General features: G+C 61.0%; 23 protein-coding genes, 4 tRNA genes and 1 pseudogene. 14 read left to right on the top strand and 14 right to left on the bottom strand.

The window, feature by feature from the left end; genetic code table 11:
* Entirely contained in the window at positions 1–297 is a 297-nt protein-coding gene (locus AC515T_RS24630) for a DUF2845 domain-containing protein (protein WP_496530362.1), read from the top strand.
* 334 nt (positions 298–631) lie between these two features.
* Here the strand turns inward: AC515T_RS24630 and AC515T_RS24635 are convergent, their stop codons facing one another.
* Entirely contained in the window at positions 632–985 is a 354-nt protein-coding gene (locus AC515T_RS24635) for a BON domain-containing protein (protein WP_003205664.1), read from the bottom strand.
* Between the two features lie 329 nt (positions 986–1,314).
* Positions 1,315–1,743 carry a pilin gene (locus AC515T_RS24640; RefSeq protein ID WP_496530363.1) on the bottom strand — a complete coding sequence of 143 codons (429 nt, stop codon included), beginning with the start codon at positions 1,741–1,743 and terminating at the stop codon, positions 1,315–1,317.
* A gap of 224 nt (positions 1,744–1,967) precedes the next feature.
* On the opposite strand from AC515T_RS24640, the gene pilB reads away from it, so the two are divergent.
* Genes pilB through yacG form a run of 5 tightly spaced genes read left to right on the top strand, consistent with a single transcriptional unit; the run spans position 1,968 to position 6,598 of the window.
* A complete protein-coding gene (pilB, locus tag AC515T_RS24645) occupies positions 1,968–3,668 on the top strand; it encodes a type IV-A pilus assembly ATPase PilB (RefSeq protein WP_496530364.1) in 1,701 nt (566 codons plus the stop codon).
* 2 nt (positions 3,669–3,670) lie between these two features.
* On the top strand, positions 3,671–4,888 hold the full coding sequence (locus AC515T_RS24650) for a type II secretion system F family protein (RefSeq protein ID WP_122564917.1): 1,218 nt from the start codon (positions 3,671–3,673) through the stop codon (positions 4,886–4,888).
* Between the two features lies 1 nt (position 4,889).
* Positions 4,890–5,759 (top strand): prepilin peptidase, encoded by an 870-nt coding sequence (locus AC515T_RS24655; RefSeq protein ID WP_496530365.1) that lies wholly within the window; start codon positions 4,890–4,892, stop codon positions 5,757–5,759.
* 12 nt (positions 5,760–5,771) lie between these two features.
* Positions 5,772–6,395 carry a dephospho-CoA kinase gene (gene coaE / locus AC515T_RS24660; RefSeq protein ID WP_496530366.1) on the top strand — a complete coding sequence of 208 codons (624 nt, stop codon included), beginning with the start codon at positions 5,772–5,774 and terminating at the stop codon, positions 6,393–6,395.
* Complete coding sequence (gene yacG, locus AC515T_RS24665; protein ID WP_018609255.1) at positions 6,392–6,598, top strand: DNA gyrase inhibitor YacG; 207 nt, start codon at positions 6,392–6,394, stop codon at positions 6,596–6,598. Before coaE ends, yacG begins: the two co-directional genes overlap by 4 nt.
* On the opposite strand, the gene AC515T_RS24670 is transcribed toward yacG, so the two are convergent.
* Entirely contained in the window at positions 6,595–6,810 is a 216-nt protein-coding gene (locus tag AC515T_RS24670; RefSeq protein ID WP_053125334.1) for a hypothetical protein, read from the bottom strand. The genes yacG and AC515T_RS24670 overlap by 4 nt on opposite strands.
* A 63-nt stretch (positions 6,811–6,873) precedes the next feature.
* On the bottom strand, positions 6,874–7,560 hold the full coding sequence (locus tag AC515T_RS24675) for an energy-coupling factor ABC transporter permease (RefSeq protein ID WP_496530367.1): 687 nt from the start codon (positions 7,558–7,560) through the stop codon (positions 6,874–6,876).
* A gap of 219 nt (positions 7,561–7,779) precedes the next feature.
* On the opposite strand from AC515T_RS24675, the gene AC515T_RS24680 reads away from it, so the two are divergent.
* Genes AC515T_RS24680 through AC515T_RS24695 form a run of 4 tightly spaced genes read left to right on the top strand, consistent with a single transcriptional unit; the run spans position 7,780 to position 10,515 of the window.
* The gene (locus AC515T_RS24680) at positions 7,780–8,406 is read left to right on the top strand and encodes a DUF1780 domain-containing protein (RefSeq protein ID WP_030140261.1); all 627 of its coding nucleotides are present in this window, start codon (positions 7,780–7,782) and stop codon (positions 8,404–8,406) included.
* The gene (locus tag AC515T_RS24685; RefSeq protein ID WP_496530368.1) at positions 8,403–8,930 is read left to right on the top strand and encodes an MOSC domain-containing protein; all 528 of its coding nucleotides are present in this window, start codon (positions 8,403–8,405) and stop codon (positions 8,928–8,930) included. Before AC515T_RS24680 ends, AC515T_RS24685 begins: the two co-directional genes overlap by 4 nt.
* Positions 8,931–8,982: 52 nt before the next feature.
* Positions 8,983–9,156 (top strand): DUF3094 domain-containing protein, encoded by a 174-nt coding sequence (locus tag AC515T_RS24690; protein WP_003205686.1) that lies wholly within the window; start codon positions 8,983–8,985, stop codon positions 9,154–9,156.
* A 60-nt stretch (positions 9,157–9,216) separates the two neighbouring features.
* Complete coding sequence (locus AC515T_RS24695) at positions 9,217–10,515, top strand: NAD(P)/FAD-dependent oxidoreductase (protein ID WP_305468539.1); 1,299 nt, start codon at positions 9,217–9,219, stop codon at positions 10,513–10,515.
* Positions 10,516–10,671: 156 nt separating this feature from the next.
* On the opposite strand, the gene AC515T_RS24700 is transcribed toward AC515T_RS24695, so the two are convergent.
* From AC515T_RS24700 to rluD, 9 genes and pseudogenes are all read right to left on the bottom strand, one after another.
* Complete coding sequence (locus AC515T_RS24700) at positions 10,672–11,535, bottom strand: methyl-accepting chemotaxis protein (RefSeq protein WP_496533191.1); 864 nt, start codon at positions 11,533–11,535, stop codon at positions 10,672–10,674.
* Positions 11,527–12,297 (bottom strand): annotated as a pseudogene (locus tag AC515T_RS24705) (MCP four helix bundle domain-containing protein); the annotation flags it as partial. The gene AC515T_RS24700 and the pseudogene AC515T_RS24705, both read right to left, overlap by 9 nt.
* 147 nt (positions 12,298–12,444) lie before the next feature.
* A tRNA-Pro gene (locus AC515T_RS24710) sits at positions 12,445–12,521 on the bottom strand.
* Between the two features lie 94 nt (positions 12,522–12,615).
* A tRNA-Lys gene (locus AC515T_RS24715) sits at positions 12,616–12,691 on the bottom strand.
* 5 nt (positions 12,692–12,696) lie between these two features.
* Positions 12,697–12,773 (bottom strand) — tRNA-Pro (locus AC515T_RS24720).
* A gap of 7 nt (positions 12,774–12,780) precedes the next feature.
* Positions 12,781–12,856, bottom strand: a tRNA-Asn gene (locus AC515T_RS24725).
* A gap of 299 nt (positions 12,857–13,155) precedes the next feature.
* The gene (gene clpB / locus AC515T_RS24730; protein ID WP_496530369.1) at positions 13,156–15,720 is read right to left on the bottom strand and encodes an ATP-dependent chaperone ClpB; all 2,565 of its coding nucleotides are present in this window, start codon (positions 15,718–15,720) and stop codon (positions 13,156–13,158) included.
* Positions 15,721–15,850: 130 nt separating this feature from the next.
* On the bottom strand, positions 15,851–16,576 hold the full coding sequence (gene pgeF, locus AC515T_RS24735) for a peptidoglycan editing factor PgeF (RefSeq protein ID WP_496530370.1): 726 nt from the start codon (positions 16,574–16,576) through the stop codon (positions 15,851–15,853).
* The gene (gene rluD, locus AC515T_RS24740; RefSeq protein WP_003205696.1) at positions 16,573–17,535 is read right to left on the bottom strand and encodes a 23S rRNA pseudouridine(1911/1915/1917) synthase RluD; all 963 of its coding nucleotides are present in this window, start codon (positions 17,533–17,535) and stop codon (positions 16,573–16,575) included. Before rluD ends, pgeF begins: the two co-directional genes overlap by 4 nt.
* 150 nt (positions 17,536–17,685) lie before the next feature.
* Here rluD and AC515T_RS24745 point away from each other — a divergent pair, with 150 nt between their 5' ends.
* The 4 genes from AC515T_RS24745 to AC515T_RS24760 all read left to right on the top strand — a co-directional run bounded on the left by AC515T_RS24745 (position 17,686) and on the right by AC515T_RS24760 (position 21,984).
* Positions 17,686–18,702, top strand: a complete 1,017-nt coding sequence (locus AC515T_RS24745; RefSeq protein WP_058546854.1) for an outer membrane protein assembly factor BamD — start codon at positions 17,686–17,688, stop codon at positions 18,700–18,702.
* Between the two features lie 126 nt (positions 18,703–18,828).
* Positions 18,829–19,062 carry a PP0621 family protein gene (locus AC515T_RS24750; protein ID WP_496530371.1) on the top strand — a complete coding sequence of 78 codons (234 nt, stop codon included), beginning with the start codon at positions 18,829–18,831 and terminating at the stop codon, positions 19,060–19,062.
* Positions 19,052–20,641: an ATP-binding protein gene (locus AC515T_RS24755; RefSeq protein WP_496530372.1), complete on the top strand. Its 1,590-nt coding sequence runs from the start codon at positions 19,052–19,054 to the stop codon at positions 20,639–20,641. Before AC515T_RS24750 ends, AC515T_RS24755 begins: the two co-directional genes overlap by 11 nt.
* Positions 20,638–21,984, top strand: coding sequence for a sigma-54-dependent transcriptional regulator (locus AC515T_RS24760; protein ID WP_496530373.1), 1,347 nt, complete (start codon positions 20,638–20,640; stop codon positions 21,982–21,984). The genes AC515T_RS24755 and AC515T_RS24760 overlap by 4 nt, the downstream gene beginning before the upstream one ends.
* A 193-nt stretch (positions 21,985–22,177) precedes the next feature.
* Here the strand turns inward: AC515T_RS24760 and AC515T_RS24765 are convergent, their stop codons facing one another.
* Positions 22,178–22,543, bottom strand: a complete 366-nt coding sequence (locus AC515T_RS24765; protein WP_496530374.1) for a DUF6124 family protein — start codon at positions 22,541–22,543, stop codon at positions 22,178–22,180.
* Positions 22,544–23,630 lie beyond the last annotated feature (1,087 nt).

Genomic DNA, 23,630 nt, shown 5'->3' on the forward strand with positions numbered 1-23,630 from the left:
ATGAAAACCTGGTACGAGCTCAGCCTGGGTCTATTGCTCGCCGCCGGCCAGGCCTCGGCTGCTGACACGCTGCGCTGCGGCAGCCAGTTGATCAGCGTCGGCGACCGCTCCAGCGAAGTGCTGCAAAAGTGTGGGCAGCCCGTGGCGCGGGATGACCTGGGCTACAAGCGCAGTGTCAATCGCCGGGAGGAATACCCGGTGGAAGAATGGACCTACGGCCCCAACAGCGGCATGTACCAGTACCTGCGTTTCGAGGGGAATCGGCTGGTGCAGATCACCAGCAAGCGGGGGCGGTGAATCTACCGCCGCCATCGCGAGCAAGCTCGCTCCACATTTGATCGCATTCCTTCTGGCAGAACTCGCGCCCCTGGGGGAACAGGCTTGATCGCTGTCTTCTGAAAGAACTCGATCCCTGTGGGAGCGAGCTTGCTCGCGATAAGGGCAACCCGATTTCCCCGGCCGGACCGCACACTTTTCCCTCCCCAGAATAGAACAGGCCCCCGGCACGAATGCCGGGGGCCTGTAATGGCCACATCCGTGTGGCCTTTCGCATGAACTCCAAAGCAACGGCAAGCGTATGACTCAGCCCGCTTACCGTGCCTTCTCCCGGTCCAGGCGAGAAGTCTTAGCCTTACTCGGCTTTCAGGCCGTCAGCCGATACGGCCTTGACGCCTTTGATTTTCTTGGCGATCGCCACGGCGGTGTCTTTTTGTGCATCAGTGACTTTGGTCATCGAAGATAGGGACACAACACCTTTATTGGTTTCGACTTTGATATCAGTGCCTGGAATGCCTTTTTCGGTGACCAGGTCAGCTTTGACCTTGGTGGTGATCCAGGTATCGGAAACGTCTTCTTTGGCCTCTGTCACTTCGCCAGCAGCCAGCATCATTGGCGCCTGAGTTGCTTGAGTGGTCTCGGCGAAAGCGCTAGCCATGGTCAGGGTCAGTGCGGTAGCAGCGGCGGCAGTGATAGCGAACTTCTTCATACGAGTAACTCCTGTTTTTCTCAGAAACTGCCGGAGGTGGATCCCGGCAGGGTTATCAGGAGTAGTGCGAACGCTGTGCCAGTTTTGAAACATCTATAAAATGCTTATAAATCAAAATGTTAAGCGAAGCGGCAATTTTCGTGATCATGCAAAATGCATGAAGCGGTGATTCTGGACATGCAACTTGCGGGTTTTATACAGGTGCTAACTTTATGAATTTCTGAGCATTTCTTTAACAGAAAAATATCCTGCCTTAGCCAACCGAACGGAGCGGGCTAAACGGAAAAGCCCCGCATAGGCGGGGCTCGATGGGGTGTTTGCCCAAATGGTCAACCAGCAGCAGCTGCTGCAGCGCCTGTACAGCCGGCAGGCAGGAACTCTTGGGCGGCGGTGGAAGCGCAGGTCCAGGTGCCTGCGGCTGAACGGCTAAGGGTAATTGTCTTGGCCAGCACGGGTGCAGGGGCGTTTGCAATAGTGCATTGAATGGTACCCGTTCCCGCCGCAGCATTGCCCGCGACGGTGATTGCGCAATTGCTGGTGCTCGCAGTTGCCCCAGTGTTGGTTCCATCTGGATTTTGGCCTTGATTCATGACGTCCTCAAACGGCACCTTCAAAGCGGAAATTTCCGCCAGTGCAGCCGTCGCCTTGGCCCGCGCCTGGTACTTGGAATATTGAGGCAACGCGAACGTCGCCAGAATGCCGATGATCGCCACGACGATCAGCAGCTCGATCAGCGTAAAACCCTTTTGCTTATTCATAGACATCTCCCATGCATGAGTCGAAATCTCATGACCTGAAACGGCCATTGCAGGGCACATGCCAACCCTCAAGCCCTATCAATAAAGGGGTTTGAACCCACACAGCGGCGACGTCCTACCTCAACAACCGCACTATCTGACGTTTTTTGTCACCCAGGCCCGCTGGTTTGGCGTCGATGCTTGACTAGGCTATAAGTCATGAACTGTCCGCGTCCGGTATCCCCATGAATGACATCGCCCTCAGCGGCCTGACCAAGCAATTGGTGCTGGCCGAACTGATCACCGAGCAAAATGCGCAACAGGCGTATCAACAGGCTCAACGCAGCCGCATCCCCTTGGTCAGCTACCTGGTGCAGAACAAACTGGTCCAGAGCCGTCAGGTCGCGGAAATCGCCTCGGAGCATTTCGGCGTCGCCCTGCTGGATCTCAACAGCCTGGACAAGGAAGCCCAGCCCACCGGCCTGGTCAGCGAAAAACTGGTGCGCCAGCATCACGCCCTGCCGCTGTGGCGGCGTGGCAACAAACTGTTCGTGGGCATCTCCGACCCCACCAACCACCAGGCCATCAACGACATCCAGTTCAGCACCGGCCTGACCACCGAAGCCATCCTGGTGGAGGACGACAAACTCAGCGACGCCATCGAGAAGTTCTTCGAATCCACGAGTACGGGCCTGGAAGGCATGGGCGATGCCGACCTCGACGGCCTGGACATCGAATCGATCGACGACACCAAGCAGGATTCCATCGGCGGCCAGGACACCGACGACGCGCCCGTGGTGCGTTTCGTCAACAAGATGCTGCTGGACGCGATCAAGGGCGGCTCTTCCGACCTGCACTTCGAGCCTTACGAAAAAATCTACCGGGTGCGGGTGCGCACCGACGGCATGCTGCGGGAAGTGGCCCGGCCGCCGATCCAACTGGCGACCCGTATCGCCGCCCGCCTCAAGGTCATGGCCAGCCTGGATATTTCCGAACGGCGCAAACCCCAGGACGGCCGGTTGAAAATGCGCCTGTCGAAAACCAAGTCCATCGACTTCCGGGTCAACACCCTGCCCACGCTCTGGGGCGAAAAGGTGGTGATCCGGATCCTCGACCCGTCCAGTGCGCAAATGGGCATCGATGCCCTGGGCTACGAACCGGATCAGAAAGACCTGTACATGGCCGCCCTCAAGCAACCGCAAGGGCTGATCCTGGTCACCGGCCCGACCGGCTCGGGCAAGACCGTGTCGCTGTACACCGGGCTGAATATCCTCAACACCGTGGACATCAATATTTCCACCGCTGAGGACCCGGTGGAGATCAACATGGAAGGCATCAACCAGGTCAACGTGAACCCGCGCCAGGGGTTGGACTTCGCCCAGGCCCTGCGCTCGTTCCTGCGCCAGGACCCGGACGTGATCATGGTCGGCGAGATCCGCGACCTGGAAACCGCCGAAATCGCCATCAAGGCCGCCCAGACCGGGCACCTGGTGCTCTCCACCCTGCACACCAACAGCGCGGCCGAAACCCTGATCCGCTTGCAGAACATGGGCATTCCGGGGTTCAACATCGCCACCGCCGTGCACCTGATCATCGCCCAGCGGCTGGCGCGCAAGCTGTGCAACCACTGCAAGAAGGCCATTGAGGTTCCCGAGGAAACCTTGCTCAAGGAAGGTTTCCCCCGGGAACGCATCGGCACATTCACGATCTATGAGCCGGTCGGTTGCGAACAGTGCAACCACGGTTACAAAGGGCGCGTGGGGGTTTACGAAGTGGTCAAGAACACGCCCGAGCTGCAACGGTTGATCATGGCCGAGGGCAACTCGCTGGAAATCGATCTGCAAATGCGCAAGGACGGCTTCAATGACCTGCGCACATCGGGGCTGCTCAAAGTGATGCAGGGCGTCACCAGCCTCGAGGAAATCAACCGGGTCACCAAGGATTGAGCATGGCGGTCAAGGCAGTAAAAACCGACGTCTATACGTGGGAAGGCAAAGACCGCAAAGGCGCGAAAATGACCGGCGAGCTGACGGGCCAGAGCCCGGCCCTGGTCAAGGCACAGCTGCGCAAGCAAGGCATCAACCCCGAGAAGGTACGCAAGAAATCCACCTCGATATTCAGCAAGGGCAAGCGCATCAAGCCGCTGGATATCGCCCTCTTCACCCGCCAGATGGCCACGATGCTCAAGGCTGGCGTGCCGCTGTTGCAGGCGTTCGACATCATCGGCGAAGGTTTCGACAACGCCAACATGCGCAAGCTGGTGGACCAGGTGAAGCAGGAAGTCGCCGCCGGCAACAGCTTCGCCGCTTCGCTGCGCAAATGCCCGCAATATTTCGACGAGCTGTACTGCAACCTGGTGGACGCCGGCGAACAGGCCGGTGCCTTGGACACCCTGCTGGACCGGGTGGCGACTTACAAGGAAAAGAGCGAAGCCCTCAAGGCCAAGATCAAGAAAGCCATGACCTACCCGACGGCAGTGATACTCGTCGCAGCGGTGGTCACCGGCATCCTGCTGGTCAAGGTGGTGCCGCAGTTCGAATCGGTCTTCTCCGGGTTCGGGGCGCAACTGCCGGCGTTCACGGTGATGGTCATCGGCTTGTCGGAATTCATGCAGCAATGGTGGTGGATGTTGCTTGGCGCCCTGGTGGGAACGTTCTTCGGGGTGAAATATGCCCTCAAGCGTTCCCAGGCGTTTCGTGACTGGCGAGACAAGTGGCTGCTCAAGCTCCCCTTGATCGGCACCTTGATGTACAAGTCTGCGGTGGCGCGCTTCGCCCGCACGCTCTCGACGACATTCGCCGCTGGCGTGCCGCTGGTCGAAGCCCTCGATTCGGTATCGGGCGCCACCGGCAACGTGGTGTTCAAGCGCGCCGTGCAGCGCATCCGCCAGGACGTCTCCACCGGCATGCAGTTGAATTTTTCCATGCGCGCCTCAGGCATCTTTCCGAACCTGGCCATCCAGATGACTGCCATCGGCGAGGAATCCGGCGCACTGGACGACATGCTCGACAAGGTGGCGAGCTTTTATGAGGCCGAAGTGGACAATCTGGTGGACAACCTCACCAGCCTGATGGAACCCTTCATCATGGTGATCCTGGGGGTTGTCGTCGGTGGCCTGGTGGTTGCCATGTACCTGCCCATCTTTCAACTCGGCTCTGCGATCTGACATGCCCTTGAGCGAATTTTTCGTGCTGTATCCCGTGGCTTTTGTGCTCGTTGCAGCATTGCTCGGCCTGATCATCGGCAGCTTCCTCAACGTGCTGGTGTGGCGCCTGCCGAAGATGCTCAACCGCGAATGGCGCCTGCAAGCCCACGATCTGCTGGGCCTGCCGGCCGAAACCCCGGGCCCGGTCTACAACCTCATGCTGCCCCATTCACAGTGCCCGCACTGCGGCCATCGCATCCGCGCCTGGGAGAACATTCCTGTGCTCAGCTATCTGATGCTGCGCGGCCGCTGTTCGGGTTGCGCCGCGCCCATCGGCAAGCGCTACCCCCTGACCGAAGTGGCCTGCGGCGCGTTGTCGGCGTTCGTCGCCTGGCATTTCGGCTTTGGCTGGCACGCCGCGATGGTGATGGTGCTGACCTGGGGCCTGCTGGGCATGAGTCTGATCGACGCCGAGCATCAATTGCTGCCCGATACCTTGGTGTTGCCGTTGTTGTGGCTGGGCTTGATCGTCAACAGCTTCGGGCTGTTCGTCTCCCTGGACCAGGCGATGTGGGGCGCGGTGGCCGGCTACCTGGCGCTGTGGTCGGTGTTCTGGGTGTTCAAGCTGATCACCGGCAAGGAAGGCATGGGCTACGGGGATTTCAAGCTGCTGGCGATGCTGGGCGCCTGGGGGGGCTGGCAGATCCTGCCGCTGACGCTGCTGCTGTCGTCGCTGGTGGGCGCCGTTATCGGGGTCATTGTGCTGCGCTTGCGTGATGCTCCCAGGTCAACGCAAATACCCTTCGGACCTTATCTGGCCATTGCCGGCTGGATTGCCTTGCTCTGGGGTGGTCAAATAACCGACTTCTATTGGCAGTCTGTCGGTTTCTAATGTCGATCCTTTATGAATAACCCTCTGGAAAAACCCTGGATTCTCGGCCTGACCGGTGGCATCGGCAGCGGCAAGAGCGCGGCGGCCCAGCATTTCATCGACCTGGGCGTGCACGTCATCGACGCCGACCACGCCGCGCGCTGGGTGGTCGAGCCCGGGCGCCCGGCGCTGGCGAAAATCGCCGAACACTTCGGCCCTGGCGTATTGCAGGCCGACAGCGCTTTGGACCGGACGGCGCTGCGCAAGCTGATTTTCGAGCATGCCGATGAACGCCGTTGGCTCGAAGCCCTGTTGCATCCGCTGATCGCCGAGGAAATCGCCCATCACCTGGCCCAGGCACAATCGTCCTACGCGATCCTGGTGTCACCCTTGCTGATCGAGTCAGGGCAATACACCATGACCCAACGGATCCTGGTGATCGATGCGCCGGAACAACTGCAGATCGAGCGTACGTTGCAACGCGACCAGACCAGCGAACAGCAGGTCCAGGCGATCCTCAAGGCCCAGTCCAGCCGCCAGGATCGCCTGAGCCATGCCGACGACGTGGTGGTCAACGACCGCGACCTCGCCTGGCTGCACAGCGAGGTCGAGCGCCTGCATCACTTTTACCTTACTTTGCGTGGAGGCCAATCATGAGCCAAACCCCAACCGTTGATTGCCCAACCTGTGGCGCCCCTGTGGAGTGGAGCCCGGAGAGTACATTCCGGCCGTTCTGCTCTGATCGCTGCAAACTGATCGACCTGGGTGCCTGGGCGTCGGAAGAACACAAGATTCCGGTCAGCCCCGACGCCGAGGATGAGCTGTTCAGTGAAGACTTCGAGCCACGCTCACACCACTAAGGCCGCATGAAACCGTAGTCCTGTTCGTCGTCGAGGTTTTCCGCCAGGAAACTCAACTCGTCGGCCAGGTCTTCAGCGCTGCGCACGGTCTTGCTCTGTTGCACGATGGCACTGAGCAAGGCTCGCAGGCTCAGGCCCGGGTCGAAACCGATCTCCATTGCGGCATCGTGGCTACGCCTGATCTCTTGTCTGGCCCACTCATAAACACTCATGGTCGTGCTCCTGGAAGTTTTCCAGAGCATGCAGGGCAAGCGGTGGGGCAGCCTTGACGTGAATCAAGGCTTGTCATCATCGTTCCACGGCGCCGACAGGTAGCGCGTGCGGTTGAAGGTCTCCAGCCATTCGGGACTGAACACCACCAACGCACTGATCACCATGCCGTTGATGAAAGCCTCGGGAAAGATGATCAGCCAGAGGTAGCCGATGAAATCCTCCAGCCAGTAAGGCATGGCGAATATCCCGTCGTACCACAGCAGACCAAGCCCCAGCAGCAGGCACGCCAACGCCGAAAGCGCAGCGGCGAGAAACCCCGAACAGAAGATGTACACGAACAGGTTGCGCGGCTGGGCGCGTTCCACCAGGATCGCGCAACCTTCGGTGATCATCACCGGCAGCAGGATCAGCAACGCACCATTGACCCCGACCGCCGCCAGGTCCTGACGCCCCAGCAGCACCAGCGCAAGCTGCGCGCACAGGCCACCCAGGATCGCCAACGGCCAGTCCAGCAGCAGCGTCACGGCGGTCATGCCGATGAAATGATACGAAACGCCGGTGTCGAAATCCCGTCGCACCAGCCACAGCATGAACAACGCCAGCACCGTGCCGAACAGCAAATGCTGGCGACGGCTGTCGGTGAACAGCTCGACCCACGGTGCCCGCACCACGGCCCAGGCCAACACCGGCACATACACCAGCCAGCCGACCGCCAGGGTCTGCGGCGAGAGCAGCTCGGCACCGATCATGGGACTACTCCTTTCGCTTGCCCTTGTTGCATCGATTTTCTGTGGCGAGGGAGCTTGCTCCCGCTTGAGTGCGAAGCGCTCACAAAAAAGGCCTGCTGCGCAACCCAACGGGAGCAAGCACCCTCGCCACAACTCTTGGCAGTCTACACCCCACCCCATAACGGCCATTAATCAACGCAACGCTTCCAGCTTGTCGCAATTGAACGCTAAGCTTGGGCCATGGATGACTCCGATTACTTACGCCTGCTGACCATCGCGGCCGAGCAAGCCAACGCCTTTCTCTCCAATGCCCGCAAATGGGAGCGTGAGCGTTGGGTCTGCCAGCGTCTGCTGCAAGGGTTGAACGTGCCTTATCGCGCCGACGAGTTCGCCCCGGCCGGCGAGCCACCGGACGTGTTGTTTCGCGATGCCAATTTCGAGGTGTTTTTCGTGCTCGACGAGGGCCGCCGCCTCAATGACGAATGGCGCGACGAACTGCAACGCCGCCGCAGCGCCTTTTCCCTGAGCCAACTGGTGCGTCGCGAGGCCAAGCCCCGGCGGATCCCGGCCAATGAGTTCCTGATGCGCCTGGCCCCGACCCTGCGCAAGAAAGCCCACAACTACACCGAGCGCGGCATGGACCTGGGCGAACTGGACATCATCGCCTTCGCCAGCCTCAAGCGCGAAGTGCTGGACCTCAACAGTCACTTTCCACCGCCGACCGAATACCTGCGCCAAGGCTGGCGCTCGCTGTCGCTGGTGGGGCCGACGTTTGCCCGGGTGCTGTTTGCCCACCCCGACGCGCCGGACTTTTTGCGAGGCAACCTGGGGCGCAGCATCGTGTTCGATGTCGGGATCAGCCTGTGAGCCCGTTGCAGGAACTGATCGCCGCCGTGCCGCAGCAGGGCCGCGTACGCTGGATCGGCGTGCGCCCCCAGGGCCATGCGCCGATGATCGAACTGGACGCCGTGGAGGCCCGCCTGGAAGCCGGGCTGACCGGCGACCATGCCCGCCCCGGTGCGCGCAATGCGCGACAAGTGACGCTGATCCAATGGGAGCACCTGGCGGTGATCGGCTCACTGATGGGCCGCCCCGAGGACCAGCCAGTGCTGCCACAAGAGCTACGGCGCAATATTGTGGTCAGCGGCATCAATCTGTTCAGCCTCAAGGGCCGGCGCTTTCGCATCGGCCAAGCCATCTTTGAAACCACCGGCTGGTGCCAACCCTGCGCACGACTGGAACGAAACCTCGGCGAAGGTACGTTCCAGGCCGTACGCGGCCATGGCGGAATCACCGCCCGGGTGTTAAAAAGTGGAATCATTCGCCTGGACGACAGCCTGACCGTCGAACCCGTTCCGGCGAGCGGCTACGCTGCTTTCAATGCCGGCTAGCCGGACGCTGTAACGTCTTCACCTTTCGCAACGTCTACCTGACGAGGCCTTTATGACCAGTCGCCTGAACCCAGAAGACCAGAAGCATGTCGAAGAGTACCTGCAACTGTCCCAGCACCGAGTCGAGCGCCGGCCTTTCCGGCCGTGGATGCTCCTGGTGGTGGTACTGGCCGTGACCATAGGCCTGGGCCTGTTGAGCCGACTGATCAGTTACCTGACGCTATGAGCCGCATTTCGCTCGCTCGGGTAACGGCACCGATTTCCTTTAGCCTTGCGAGATATCCCCATGACTCATCGTATTGTCATCGTTGGCGGCGGCGCCGGCGGTCTGGAGTTGGCTACCCGTCTGGGTAAGACTCTGGGCAAGCGTGGCACGGCCAGTGTGATGCTGGTCGACGCGAACCTGACCCACATCTGGAAACCCCTGCTGCATGAAGTGGCGGCCGGCTCCCTCAACTCCTCCGAAGACGAACTCAACTACGTCGCCCAGGCAAAATGGAACCACTTCGAGTTCCAGTTGGGGCGCATGAGCGGCCTGGACCGCGAGCGCAAGCGCATCCAGTTGGCCGCCACCTATGACGAGGCGGGCGTCGAGCTGTTGCCGGCTCGGGAACTGGGCTACGACAGCCTGGTGATCGCCGTCGGCAGCACCACCAATGACTTCGGCACCGAAGGCGCGGCGCAGCACTGCCTGTTCCTCGACACCCGCAAGCAGGCCGAGCGCTTTCACCAGCAACTGCTCCACCACTACCTGCGTGCCCACGCCGGACAGACCGATATCGTCGAGCGCATCAGCGTCGCCATCGTCGGCGCCGGTGCGACCGGGGTCGAATTGGCGGCCGAGCTGCACAATGCCGCCCACGAACTGCATGCCTATGGCCTGGACCGGATCAAACCGGAGAACATGCACATCACTCTGATCGAAGCCGGCCCACGGGTCTTGCCCGCACTGCCCGAGCGCATCGGCGGACCGGTGCACAAGACCCTGGAAAAACTCGGGGTCAACGTCATGACCAACGCCGCTGTTAGCCAGGTGACCGCCGACAGCCTGATCACCGCAGATGGCCAAGTGATCGACGCGAGCCTGAAAGTCTGGGCCGCCGGGATTCGCGCACCGGACTTCCTCAAGGACATCGACGGGCTGGAGACCAACCGGATCAACCAGCTGCAGGTGCTGCCGACGCTACAGACCACCCGTGACGAGAACATCTTCGCCTTCGGCGATTGCGCCGCCTGCCCGCAACCCGGCAGCGATCGCAACGTTCCGCCCCGTGCCCAGGCCGCGCATCAGCAAGCCTCGCTGCTGGCCAAATCCCTGAAGCTGCGGATCGAAGGCAAGGCCCTGCCGGAATACAAATACACCGACTACGGTTCATTGATTTCGCTGTCGCGCTTCTCAGCGGTGGGTAACCTGATGGGCAACCTGACCGGCAGTGTGATGCTCGAAGGCTGGCTGGCGCGGATGTTCTATGTCTCGCTGTACCGCATGCACCAGATGGCGCTGTACGGCATGTTCCGCACGGCCATGCTGATGCTGGGCAGCAAGATCGGGCGTGGGACCGAGCCTCGGCTGAAGCTGCATTGAGTCAGCAGTACTGACATCGAATGATCCACCGTCACGCGAGCAAGCTCGCTCCCACAGTTGATCGCGGTCATCCTGTAGGAGCGAGCTTGCTCGCGATGGGGGCGGTACAGTCAATACTTGAGCTCGGGCAGGATCACTGTCCGAGCCATCCATCGATCAAACCTGAAACCGCTGCACCATCGTGCGCAGCGAATTCGCCAGCTGCGACAACTCATGGCTGGAGGCACTGGTCTGGTCCGCGCCGGAAGCCGAGCGCACGGACAAATCACGAATGTTCACCAGGTTGCGATCCACCTCGCGGGCCACTTGCGCCTGTTCTTCGGCGGCACTGGCGATGACCAGGTTGCGTTCGTGGATTTCATTGACCGAGGCCGTGATGGTCTGCAGTGCGTCCCCCGCCCGCTCCGCCATGGCCAGGGTGCTGGCGGCGCGGCTGGAGCTGGCCTGCATGGAATCAAGTGCCTGGGTGGCACCGCTGCGCATGCCCTGGACCATTTGCTCGATTTCCTGGGTCGATTGTTGCGTGCGATAAGCCAACGCCCGCACCTCATCGGCCACCACCGCAAACCCACGTCCGCTCTCCCCCGCCCGAGCCGCTTCAATCGCCGCGTTGAGGGCCAGCAGGTTGGTTTGCTCGGCGATGCCCCGGATCACATCCAGCACCTTGCCGATATCCTGCGACTGGTTGGCCAGGGATTGCACCAGGCCACCGGTGACTTGCACATCGGTGGCAAGGGCGCCGATGGCCTCGACCGTGTCGCTGACCCGCTGCTGCCCAAGGGACGCCGATTCACTGGACTGACGCGTGGCATCGGAGGTGGACACCGCATTGCGCGCCACTTCCTCCACGGCGGTGGTCATCTCGGTGACAGCGGTGGCCGCCTGTTCGATTTCGTTATTCTGCTGTTGCAGGCTGTGAGTGCTATCGACGGTGACCGCGTTCAGCTCATCGGCGGCGGTCGCCAACTGAGTAGCCGAGCCGCTGATACCCTGCAGAGTTTCACGCAGGTTCTGCTGCATGGCCGCCAACGCCTTGAGCAAGCGGCTCACTTCGTCGTTGCCATGGGTCTCGATGGGCCGGGTCAGGTCACCGCGGGCGACGTTCTCCGCAGCATTCAGCGCCTCGCCCAAGGGCTTGACGATACTGCGCGTGAGCAACATGGCCAGGGTCACCGTGGCCAGGGCGGCAAGCACAATGAACAGGCTGACAATCATGCGGGAATTGGCGTAGTGCGCCTGGGACTTCTGGCTCTCGATGGACACCTGCTTGGAGAACAACTCCGCCAGATCGTTGAGCTGCTTGCCGGAACCGTCCACTACGGTCTTCATGTCCACCAGCAGCAGCTTGATCAGCTCGTCCCGACGCCCCTGCTCCGCCAGGGTGAAGGATTGCGCGATACCGGTACGGTAAGCGGCAAAGGTCTGCTTGAACTGGTCATACAGCGCCTTGCCTTCCGGCGTGACGACAAGCTTGTCGTAATTGGCGATCTTTTCGCTCAGTTCTTTATCGCGGGTATCCATCTGGCCGCGGTAAACCGGAATATTCTTGGGATCCTGGTCCAGGGCCATGCGCAGGGAAATGGTGCGAATGCGCAGCATCAGTTCGCGGATCTCGTCACCGCCCCGGATGCTGGGCAGCCATTGGGTTTCCACGGCGACCTCACTGTCACGAATGCTCGACATCTGTCCCAGCGCGAACACCCCGAGCAACGCCACCAGCACGGCAATCAGGGCAAAACCCAACGCGGCACGGGGGGCGATATTCAACTGACGAAGAACCATAGAGGGTGCCTTTTTTTATTGTTGGCCTGAGGTGGGGCCACGCCCCTGTCGCTGGGTTATCGGCAGGTCGTACGATGACTTAAGTCAGTCCACTTTATTCCGGGCAAAAAAAAATCCCCGTATCTTTCGATACGAGGATTTTTAATATGGTCGGGGTAAGGGGATTCGAACTCCTGACATCCTGCTCCCAAAGCAGGCGCGCTACCGGACTGCGCTATACCCCGGTAAAAAAAAGGCGACCTTCGCAAGTCGCCTTCCTCGATCAGTGCTTTTGGCCTCTGATCTTAAGATTCGATTCCAGCGAGCTGGTTTCAAAAATGGTGGGTCGTGTGGGATTCGAACCTACGACCAATTGGTTAAAAGCCAACTGCTCTACCAACTGAGCTAACGACCCAAATATGGTCGGGGTAAGGGGATTCGAACTCCTGACATCCTGCTCCCAAAGCAGGCGCGCTACCGGACTGCGCTATACCCCGATTGAAATGGCTCCGTGACCAGGACTCGAACCTGGGACCCAATGATTAACAGTCATTTGCTCTACCGACTGAGCTATCACGGAACTGATATTTCAAGCTACAACGTTGAAGCAAGCTTCAACCTCTTCTACCCTTATGCATCGCTGCGTTCGTGTGTCTGAGGCGCGCTATTCTACAATCTTCAAAACCTCTGTCAACCCCTTAAATTGCTTTCAAGACAATGATTTGCAACTTATTTTGGATTCCTTCTCAGTGAGAAGTCGCCCTTGGGGTGACGTACTGCGGGGCGCACTTTACAAGCCTTTTCCTTTGAGTTCAACGGCCTGATGAAAAAAATGGCCTTGCAAGGCAAGGCCATTTCCCTCGTCGGCAAAGCCGGCCTTCAGTTGAAGACGATTTCGTCGTTCTCCACCGTACCGGTCACGGTTTCACCCGGCATGAAGCGCCCCGACAGGATCAACTGCGCCAGCGGGTTTTCGATCCAGCGCTGGATCGCTCGCTTGAGCGGCCGTGCGCCATAGACCGGGTCGTAACCCACCGCAATCAACTTGTCCAACGCCTCATCGCTCAGTTGCAGTTTCAGCTCACGCTCGGTGAGGCGGCTGCGCAGGCGGCCCAGTTGGATCTCGGTAATGCCGGCAATCTGATCCCGGGCCAACGGCTCGAAGATCACCACTTCGTCCACACGGTTGATGAACTCCGGCCGGAAATGGGTAGAGATCGCGTCCATCACCGCCGCGCGCTGCGCCTCACGGTCGCCCACCAGCTCCTGGATCTGCGCCGAGCCCAGGTTGGAGGTCATCACGATCACCGTGTTGCGGAAGTCCACCGTGCGCCCGTGGCTGTCGGTCAGGCGACCATCCTCCAACACTTGCAGCAGGATGTTGAACACATCCGGGTGCGCCTTCTCGACCTCATCGAGCAGGATCACCGAGTACGGTTTGCGACGCACCGCTTCGGTCAGGTAACCGCCCTCTTCATAGCCAACATAACCCGGTGGGGCACCGATCAGCCGTGCCACGGAATGCTTCTCCATGAACTCGGACATGTCGATGCGCACCATGGCCTCTTCCGTGTCGAAGAGGAACTCGGCCAGCGCCTTGCACAGCTCGGTTTTACCGACGCCGGTCGGGCCGAGGAACATGAACGAGCCGCTCGGACGATTAGGGTCCGACAACCCGGCGCGGGACCGGCGCACGGCGTTGGAGACCGCTACGACCGCTTCTTCCTGACCAATCACGCGCTGGTGCAGCAGGCTTTCCATCTTCAGCAGCTTGTCACGCTCGCCCTCAAGCATTTTCGACACCGGAATGCCGGTCCACTTGGACACCACCTCGGCGATTTCTTCCTCGGTCACCTTGCTGCGCAGCAACTGGTTTTCGCTCTTGCCGTGCTGGTCGACCATTTGCAGGCTGCGCTCCAGGTCCGGGATCACCCCGTACTGCAGCTCGGCCATGCGGTTGAGGTCGCCTTTGCGGCGAGCCGCTTCAAGCTCCTGGCGGGACTGTTCGATCTTTTGCTGGATCTGCGCCGAGCCCTGGACCTCGGCTTTCTCCGAGTTCCAGATTTCCTCGAGGTCGGAATACTCCCGCTCGTGACGAACGATTTCTTCCTGCAACCTTTCCAGACGTTTCTTCGCCGCTTCGTCGCTTTCTTTCTTCAGGGCCTGGGACTCGACCTTGAGTTGAATCAGGCGTCGCTCCAACCGATCCAGCACTTCGGGCTTGGAGTCGATTTCCATGCGGATGCGGCTGGCCGCCTCGTCGATCAGGTCGATGGCCTTGTCCGGCAATTGACGGTCGGTGATGTAGCGATGGCTGAGCTTGGCCGCGGCGATGATCGCGCCGTCGGTGATCGCCACTTTGTGGTGAACTTCGTAGCGTTCTTTAAGGCCGCGCAGGATGGCGATGGTGTCTTCTTCGCTCGGTTCCTCCACCAGCACTTTCTGGAAGCGCCGCTCGAGGGCCGCGTCCTTCTCTATGTATTGGCGGTACTCGTTGAGCGTGGTCGCGCCGACACAGTGCAACTCGCCCCGGGCCAACGCAGGCTTGAGCATGTTGCCGGCGTCCATTGAACCTTCGCCCTTGCCCGCACCGACCATGGTGTGCAATTCGTCGATGAACAGGATGATCTGCCCTTCCTGCTTGGACAGTTCATTGAGCAGGGCTTTGAGTCGCTCTTCGAATTCACCACGGTATTTGGCACCGGCAATCAACGCCCCCATGTCCAGGGACAGCAGGCGCTTGCCCTTGAGGCCGTCCGGCACTTCGCCATTGATGATGCGCTGGGCCAGGCCTTCGGCGATGGCGGTTTTACCCACGCCCGGCTCACCGATCAGCACCGGGTTGTTCTTGGTGCGGCGTTGCAGCACCTGGATCGTGCGACGGATTTCATCGTCGCGACCGATCACCGGGTCGAGCTTGCCTTCCTCGGCGCGCTTGGTCAGGTCGACGGTGTATTTGTCCAGCGCCTGACGCGACTCCTCGTGGTTGGCGTCGTTGACCGCTTCACCGCCACGCAGGTTGTTGATGGCATTTTCCAGGGCTTTCTTGCTCACGCCTTGGCCGAGCAGCAACTTGCCGAGCTTGCTGTTCTCGTCCATGGCGGCGAGCAGCACCAATTCGCTGGAAATGAACTGGTCGCCCTTCTGCTGGGCCAGGCGGTCGGCCTGGTTGAGCAGCCGCGCCAGATCCTGGGACATGTTCACGTCCCCGGTCGGATTCTGGATCTTGGGTAACTGGTCGAGCTCCTTGGCCAGTTCTTTGCGCAGGCTGTTGACGTCAAAGCCGACCTGCATCAACAGGGGTTTGATGGAGCCGCCCTGCTGTTCGAGCATGGCCTGCATCAAATGCGCCGGTTCGATACCGGGATGGTCCAGACCGACGGCCAGGGACTGGGCATCGGACAGGGCCAACTGTAATTTGCTGGTTAAACGATCAATACGCATGGGTCACCTTCCTAATGAGCAGGCCGGACCTTGAAAACATCCTGAATGAAGAAACCTGCCAGATACCGTTATAGATGTGGTCGATTCTGGAAGATTCAAGCCGGGCGCCCTTGATGCAGATCAGAGAAGTCTAGCGTTCGATCCAGATCAGCGAGGCGAAGCGACCGGTGCGCGGATTGCGGCGGTAGGAAAAGAAGCGTGAGTCGGTCACGGTACAGAAACCGCCACCGTAGACCGCCGTGACACCCCGTGCGGCCAGGCGCAGCCGTGCCAACGCATAGATATCGGCCAGAAACTTGCCGGCATTGGGGCTCGCGACAAAAGCGTGTGCCGCTTCAGGCAGTTGCGCGATGAAGGCTTCACGCACTTCCGGCCCGACTTCGAAGGCTTGCGGGCCGATGGCCGGGCCAAGCCAGGCCAGGATTTCATCCGCGGGCACGGCAAGGCTGTCGAGGGTGGCTTCCAGCACACCGTTCGCCAGCCCGCGCCAACCGGCATGGGCCGCCGCGACGCGGGTGCCGGCACGGTTGCAGAACAGCACCGGCAGGCAATCGGCGGTCATCGCCGTGCAGGCGATACCCGGCGTGGTGGTCCAACTGGCATCGGCGGTCGCCACCTGGGCCGGGTCAGCCTCGACCACGGCAATGCCGTGGACCTGCTGCAGCCAGGCCGGGGTGATGACGAATTGATCGGTGAGGCGACGGCGGTTTTCGGCGACGGCCGTGGGGTCGTCGCCCACATGGTCGCCCAGGTTGAGGCTGTCGAACGGCGCCAGGCTGACGCCGCCCTCGCGGGTGGTGACGCAGGCCTTGACCCGGGCCGGCGCGGGCCAGTCGGGTATCAGCCAGTCACTCATCCGATGAACGCCTCGCGGTCCTGCTTGAGCAACGTCAGCAGCCAGACGAAATCATCCGGCAACGGCGACTCCCAGCTCATGCGCTTGCCGGTCGTCGGATGATCCAGTTCCAGGAAACGCGCGTGCAGCGCCTGGCGCGGGAAATTCTTCAGCGATTCGACCATGGTCTGGCTGGCGGCTGGCGGAATGCGGAAACGACCGCCATAAGCCGGATCGCCCACCAACGGGAAGTTGATGTGGGCCATGTGCACACGAATCTGGTGAGTACGGCCGGTTTCCAGCTTGACCCGCACGTGCGTGTGGGAACGGAAACGCTCCAGCACGCGGTAATGACTGACCGCCTGCTTGCCCCCTTCCATTACCGCCATGCGCTGGCGCTGCTGGCCGTGTCGACCGATCGGGGCGTTGATCTTGCCACCGGCGGTGACGACCCCGATCACGATGCATTCATAGATGCGGCTGACACTGCGGCTTTGCAACTGTGTGACCAGCTGTGTCTGCGCCTGGATGGTCTTGGCCACCACCATCAGGCCGGTGGTGTCCTTGTCCAGGCGGTGCACGATGCCGGCACGGGGCACATTGATGATGTCCGGTACGTGGTGCAGCAAGGCATTGAGCAGCGTGCCGTCGGCATGACCGGCCGCCGGGTGCACCACCAGGCCCGCGGGCTTGTTGATCACCAGGATGTCATCGTCTTCATAGACGATGTCCAGGGCAATGTCCTGGGCGACCCATTCTCCCTGGGCCTCCTGCTCGGCAGTCAGTTCGAGGATGGCGCCGCCATGGACGATGTCGCGCGGACGAATCACCGCCCCATCCACAGTCAGGCGGCCGTCCTTGATCCAGGCGGAAAGGCGCGAGCGAGAGTGCTCGGCAAAGAGTTGTGCGGCGACTTGATCGAGGCGTTGGCCGCCCAATTCGGACGGCACCTCTGCGCGAAGTTCTATTTTATCGGACATGCTCGGACTGGGCGTCGGCACAGCCTTTGGTTTCGGCTGCGCGCTTGTGGTTAAATACGGCGTCTTTTGCCCCGAGGCTTTCAACGGGGCGCTCATCATAACAGGACGGCCCCGCCCAAGACAGCGGCCGTCATAGGGACGCAAGCCGCCATGCAAGTGAAACACCTGCTGCTGATCGCCATCCTCGCATTGACTGCTGCTTGCTCGTCGAAGGAAGTCGTAGACGAAAACCTGAGCGAAGTCGAACTGTACCAACAGGCGCAGAACGACCTGGATAACAACAGCTATACCAGCGCCACCGCCAAGCTGAAGGCGCTGGAATCGCGGTATCCGTTCGGTCGTTACGCCGATCAGGCCCAGTTGGAGCTGATCTACGCCAACTACAAGAACGCCGAGCCGGAAGCCGCCAAATCCGCCGCCGAGCGTTTCATTCGTCTGCACCCGCAGCACCCGAACGTCGATTACGCCTATTACCTCAAGGGCCTGACCTCCTTCGACCAGGACGTCGGCCTGCTGGCGCGCTTCCTGCCGCTGGACATGACCAAGCGTGACCCGGGCGCCGCGCGCGACTCCTACAACGAGTTCGCCCAGCTGACCAGCCGCTTCCCCAATAGCCGCTACTCGCCGGACGCCAAGCAGCGCATGATTTATCTGCGCAACCTGCTGGCGTCCTACGAAATCCACGTGGCCGACTACTACCTGACCCGTCAGGCCTACGTCGCCGCCGCCAACCGTGGCCGCTACGTGGTGGAAAACTTCCAGGAAACCCCTTCGGTGGGTGATGGCCTGGCGGTGATGACCGAAGCCTACCAACGCCTGCACCTGGACGACCTGGCGGCCACCAGCCTGGAAACCCTGAAGCTGAACTACCCGGATCACCCGTCGCTGGTCGATGGTCAGTTCACCCCACGGGTCGACGAAGCCGACAACCGTTCGTGGCTGAGCAAGGCGACCCTGGGCCTGATCGAGTCCCGTCCACCCCTGCCGCCGGGCGAAACCCGCGCCAACCAGGACGTGCAGCGTCAATTCCAGGATGCCAAGGAAGCCATCCCGAACGAACTCAAGCCCAAGGACGAAAATGGCGACGTGATCGAGGAAGAAGAACCTGAGAACGAGTCCAGCGACCGATCCTGGTTCAGCTACATGACCTTCGGCCTGTTCGACTGAGGCCAAGGCATCAACAAAAAAGGGAGACCCGAGGGTCTCCCTTTTTTATGCCTGGGTTTTATTGCGCTGTGCGCCGTTCCAGTCCTTGGCTAAACTGCCTGATCTCTAGCCAAAAAGCCGCCCATCATGCTTCGTTTACTGTTCTGGATCGCCCTGATTGCCGCCGCGGTATGGTTCTGGCGCAAGTTCAAGGGTGCCTCCTCCGCGCCGAACGCTCCCCGAGAGTACGACGCACCGCCCATGGTGCGCTGCGCCCATTGCGGCGTACACCTGCCCCGTGACCGGGCACTGGCCCTCGAACAACAATGGTATTGCAGCCAGGCTCACCTCGAGCAAGGCCCGGGCAGTCGTGAGCGCTGAGGCCTCAAGCCCACGCGAGAAGCAGACGCAGCGCCTGCTGCGCCTCTATCACCTCTACCGCCTGAGTATCGGCATCACGCTGGTGCTGCTGATCTCCAGCAACATGGACAACCGCCTGCTGGAGTTCGCCAACGACGACCTGCTGCGCAGCGGCAGTTGGTTGTACCTGGTGCTGAACATCCTGCTGGTGGTGTTCCTTGAAAACACCCGCCGCCCTGCCCGGCTGTTCGGCCTGGCCCTCACCGATGTGCTGTTGCTTTCGTGGCTGTTTTTCGCAGCCGGCGGTGTGCCCAGTGCCATTGGCAACCTGATCATCGTCTCGGTGGCCATCGGTAACACGCTGTTGCGAGGCAGGATCGGCCTGTTGATCGCGGCCGTCGCCACCCTCGGCATCGTCGGTTCGAGTTTCTTTCTTGGCTTGAGCGACTCGAACCGTCCCAGCAGCTATTTGCAGGCCGGCACCCTCGGGGCACTGTGCTTTGCCGCCGCGCTGCTGGTGCAAGGCCTGACCCGACGCCTGGAAGCCAGTGAAACCCTGGCCGAGCAACGCGCCAGCGAAGTGATCGGCCTGGAGGCGCTCAACGCCCTGATCCTGCAACGCATGCGCACCGGTATCCTGGTGCTCGACCGGCAGCGGCGGGTGCAACTGGCCAACGAGAGCGCATTGAACCTGCTGGGCATGCACGACCTGGTCGGCCAGCAGCTCGACGATTACTCCACTGCCCTGGTCGAACGCCTGCAATTGTGGCGGAACAATCCCAGCCTGCGCCCGCCCAGCCTGACCGTTGCCGGCACGGGCCTGACCTTGCAACCCAGCTTCATCGCCCTGGGCCATCACGATCAGCATCAAATTCTGGTTTTCCTTGAAGACCTCGCCCAGGTCTCCCAGCAGGCTCAGCAGTTGAAACTCGCCTCCCTCGGGCGCCTGACCGCTGGTATCGCCCATGAAATCCGCAACCCCTTGGGCGCGATCAGTCACGCGGCGCAATTGCTGCGCGAATCCGAGGAACTGAACGACGCGGATCGGCGTCTGACGCAGATTATTCAAGATCACTCCCAACGAATGAATCGCGTCATTGAAAACGTCTTGCAACTGTCTCGTCGCCAGCAAACCACACCCCAGCGTCTCGACCTGCGCACCTGGCTCGACCCATTCGTCCGGCAGGCCCGCGAAAGCATGGCCGAACACCAGCGCTTGCACCTGAGCATCGACCCGGGGGACTACACCACGCTGATGGACCCCGACCAGCTCACCCAGGTACTCGACAACCTGCTGCGCAACGCCTGGCGCCACAGCGCAATGGCCCATGAACAGGCCGAGGCCTGGTTGAAACTGTTCATCGACCCCCACAGCCAGCTGTCGACCCTGGACATCATCGACAACGGCCCCGGTGTAACGCCCGAGCAGCAGGCGCATCTGTTCGAACCCTTCTTTACCACCAGCAGCCAGGGCACCGGTCTTGGGCTCTATCTGTCCCGTGAGCTGTGCGAAAGCAACCAGGCCCGCCTAGACTTCAAACCACGCCAAGGCGGCGCCTGCTTTCGCATCACCTTTGCTCACGGACGGAAACAGATTTGAACAATCGCTCACGGCAACGAATCCTGATCGTCGATGACGAACCGGACATCCGCGAACTCCTGGACATCACCCTGGGCCGGATGAAACTCGACACCCGCAGCGCCAAGAACCTTGCCGAGGCCCAGGCGCTGCTGGCGGGGGATGCCTTCGACCTGTGTCTGACCGATATGCGCCTGCCCGATGGCACCGGCCTGGAGCTGGTGCAGCACATCCAGCAACGTTATCCACAACTGCCCGTGGCGATGATCACGGCCTACGGCAGCCTGGAAACCGCCATCGACGCCCTCAAGGCCGGCGCCTTCGACTTCCTGACCAAGCCGGTCGACCTGGGGCGGCTGCGGGAGCTGGTCACCAGTGCCCTGCGCCTGCCAGCCGTCGCCACACCGACCAGCACCATCGAGCGCTGCCTGCTGGGCGACTCGCCGCCGATGCGCAGCGTGCGCAAACAGATCGAAAAACTCGCCCGCAGCCAGGCCCCGGTGTACATCAGTGGGGAGTCGGGCTGCGGCAAGGAACTGGTCGCCCGACTGATCCACGAACAAGGCCCCCGTGCCAACCAGGGCTTTGTGCCGGTCAACTGTGGGGCGATTCCCACGGAACTGATGGAAAGCGAGTTCTTTGGCCACCGCAAAGGCAGCTTCAGCGGTGCCATCGAAGACAAGCCCGGTCTGTTCCAGGCGGCCCATGGCGGGACCTTGTTCCTCGATGAAGTGGCCGACCTGCCCCTGGCGATGCAGGTCAAGCTGTTGCGGGCCATTCAGGAAAAAGCCGTGCGCGCCGTGGGCGGCCAGCAGGAAGAAGTGGTGGATGTGCGAATCCTCTGCGCCACCCACAAGGACCTGGATGCCGAAGTCGCCGCTGGGCGCTTTCGTCAGGATTTGTATTACCGGCTGAACGTCATCGAGCTGCGCGTGCCGCCCTTGCGTGAACGCCGCGAAGACATCGAGCCCCTGGCCAATCACATGCTCCAGCGCCTGGCGGCCAGCACCGGCAGCCCCGCAGTAAAACTCCATCCCCAGGCCCTGGCCGCGCTGCAAAACTACCGTTTCCCGGGGAATGTGCGAGAGCTGGAGAACATGCTCGAACGGGCCTATACCCTTTGTGAGCAGCAACAGATCGAGGCGGATGACCTGCGCCTGGCCGAGGGCAATAGTGCGCCTGAGGCAGGCAATCCCGATTTGATGCAGGTCGACAATCTGGAGGATTATCTGGAAGACGTCGAGCGCAAGCTGATCCTTCAAGCACTGGAGGAAACCCGCTGGAACCGTACGGCGGCGGCGCAGCGGTTGAAGTTGTCGTTTCGGTCGATGCGGTATCGGTTGAAGAAACTCGGCCTGGATTGAGCCCCGGTTTCGAAGCCCGCGTATTCCCCTGTGGCGAGGGAGCTTGCTCCCGCTGGGCTGCACAGCAGCCCCAAAAGCATCGAATCAATCAACCTGATACACCAAGGTGTCAGGTTTGGGGGCCGCTTCGCACCCCAGCGGGAGCAAGCTCCCTCGCCACAGGTTCGGCATCCCCCCTCTGTAACGCCGCTCTCTAGCCCTCCGGCACAGGTACCCGCTCGTCCAGAACACGATTGGCCAATAACTCACTCAACTCAATCAATTGCTGTACTCCCAAGGCGATATGTCGCCGCGAGCCTTCAAGTTCGAAGGCCAGGTCGCTGATCGTTGCGTTGGCAGAGGCCAGGGTTTCGCTGAGGTTGGTGAGGAGGCATTCGGTGTCGATGCCGTCCACTACAGTGAATAGCTGGTTTGAGGTTGGTTTCTTTTTGGCTTCGGGTTTTGGGCCAAGGTAATAGTCGAGGGCGCGTTTGGCGGCTTCATCAAGCCCTTTTGGATTAAGGCTGGAGTCAGGAGAAGTGTTATTGGTTTCTGAAGGTGGTAGGGGTTTGTCACTCATTGCGGTACTCCAAAGAGGGAATGGATTACCAAGTTTTTCGGGCCGCGACGCCCGGACGCTGAATTGGCAGCGACGGGAAAAGGTTAGCCAGAGTTCTTCTCACCCGGCAACCGCCAGAACTCGTCGGAAAATTCGGCTCGAATCAGAATCTTGTCCGACCATTCCCACAAAGCTTGGTCGGCTGTGAGGGCGGTGTGTATATCCGTTTCTGCGGTAACGGCTGCTTAGGGTTCCGCTCTTACAGCGGGTCACTTTTGAAAAGCCCGGAAGCCGGCCCAGTCAAAAGTAACCAAAACGCTTCTGCCCCACCACTTGGTGCCTCGCCTGGGCTCGGCATGCCCGAACGAAGGCATTGCTCCGTGGGCCCGCCGCGAAGGGCCATCCATGGCCCAGCGCGGCTATCCCGGCATCCATGCCGGGATGCCCACTCCACAATGCCTGCGTTCGGCCAGCGTGGTTAACGGGGCGCTGAGATCAACGTCCACCGCGAGGCGGCCTAACAGCCGACCTGATTTAGGGTGATCGCGTTTCTCCTGTGGGAGCGGGCTTGCTCGCGAAGGCGGTGTATCAGTTAGCGGTAATGCTGGATGTGCCGGCTTCATCGCGAGCAAGCTCGCTCCCACAAGGGCTCGGTGGCGATCTGCAGATTTGCGGCCACTGCAAATCCCTGTGGGAGCGAGCTTGCTCGCGATAGCAGTGGATCAGCTTGCATCAGCGTTGGATGTGCCACCGCCTTCGCGAGCAGGCTCGCTCCCACAATTGGATAGGTGTACGACCGGAAGAACCAGGTCGGCTGTCAGGCCGCCTCGCGAGCAAGCTTTGCTCCCACAAAATCTGATTGGTGTACCACCGGGAAGAACCAGGTCGGCTATCAGGCCGCCTCGCTTTTGATTTTGATCTGGGGCGCCCCGTTAACCACGATGGCCGAACGAGGGCATTGCGCAGTGGGCACCTCGGCATGGATGCCGAGGTAGCCGCGCTGGGCCATGGATGGCCCTTCGCGGCGGGCCCACGGAGCAATGCCTTCGTTCGGGCATGCCGAGCCCAGGCGAGGCACCGAGTGGTGGGGCAAGAGCGTTTTGGTTAC

This window comes from Pseudomonas sp. FSO-7, assembly GCF_059579345.1.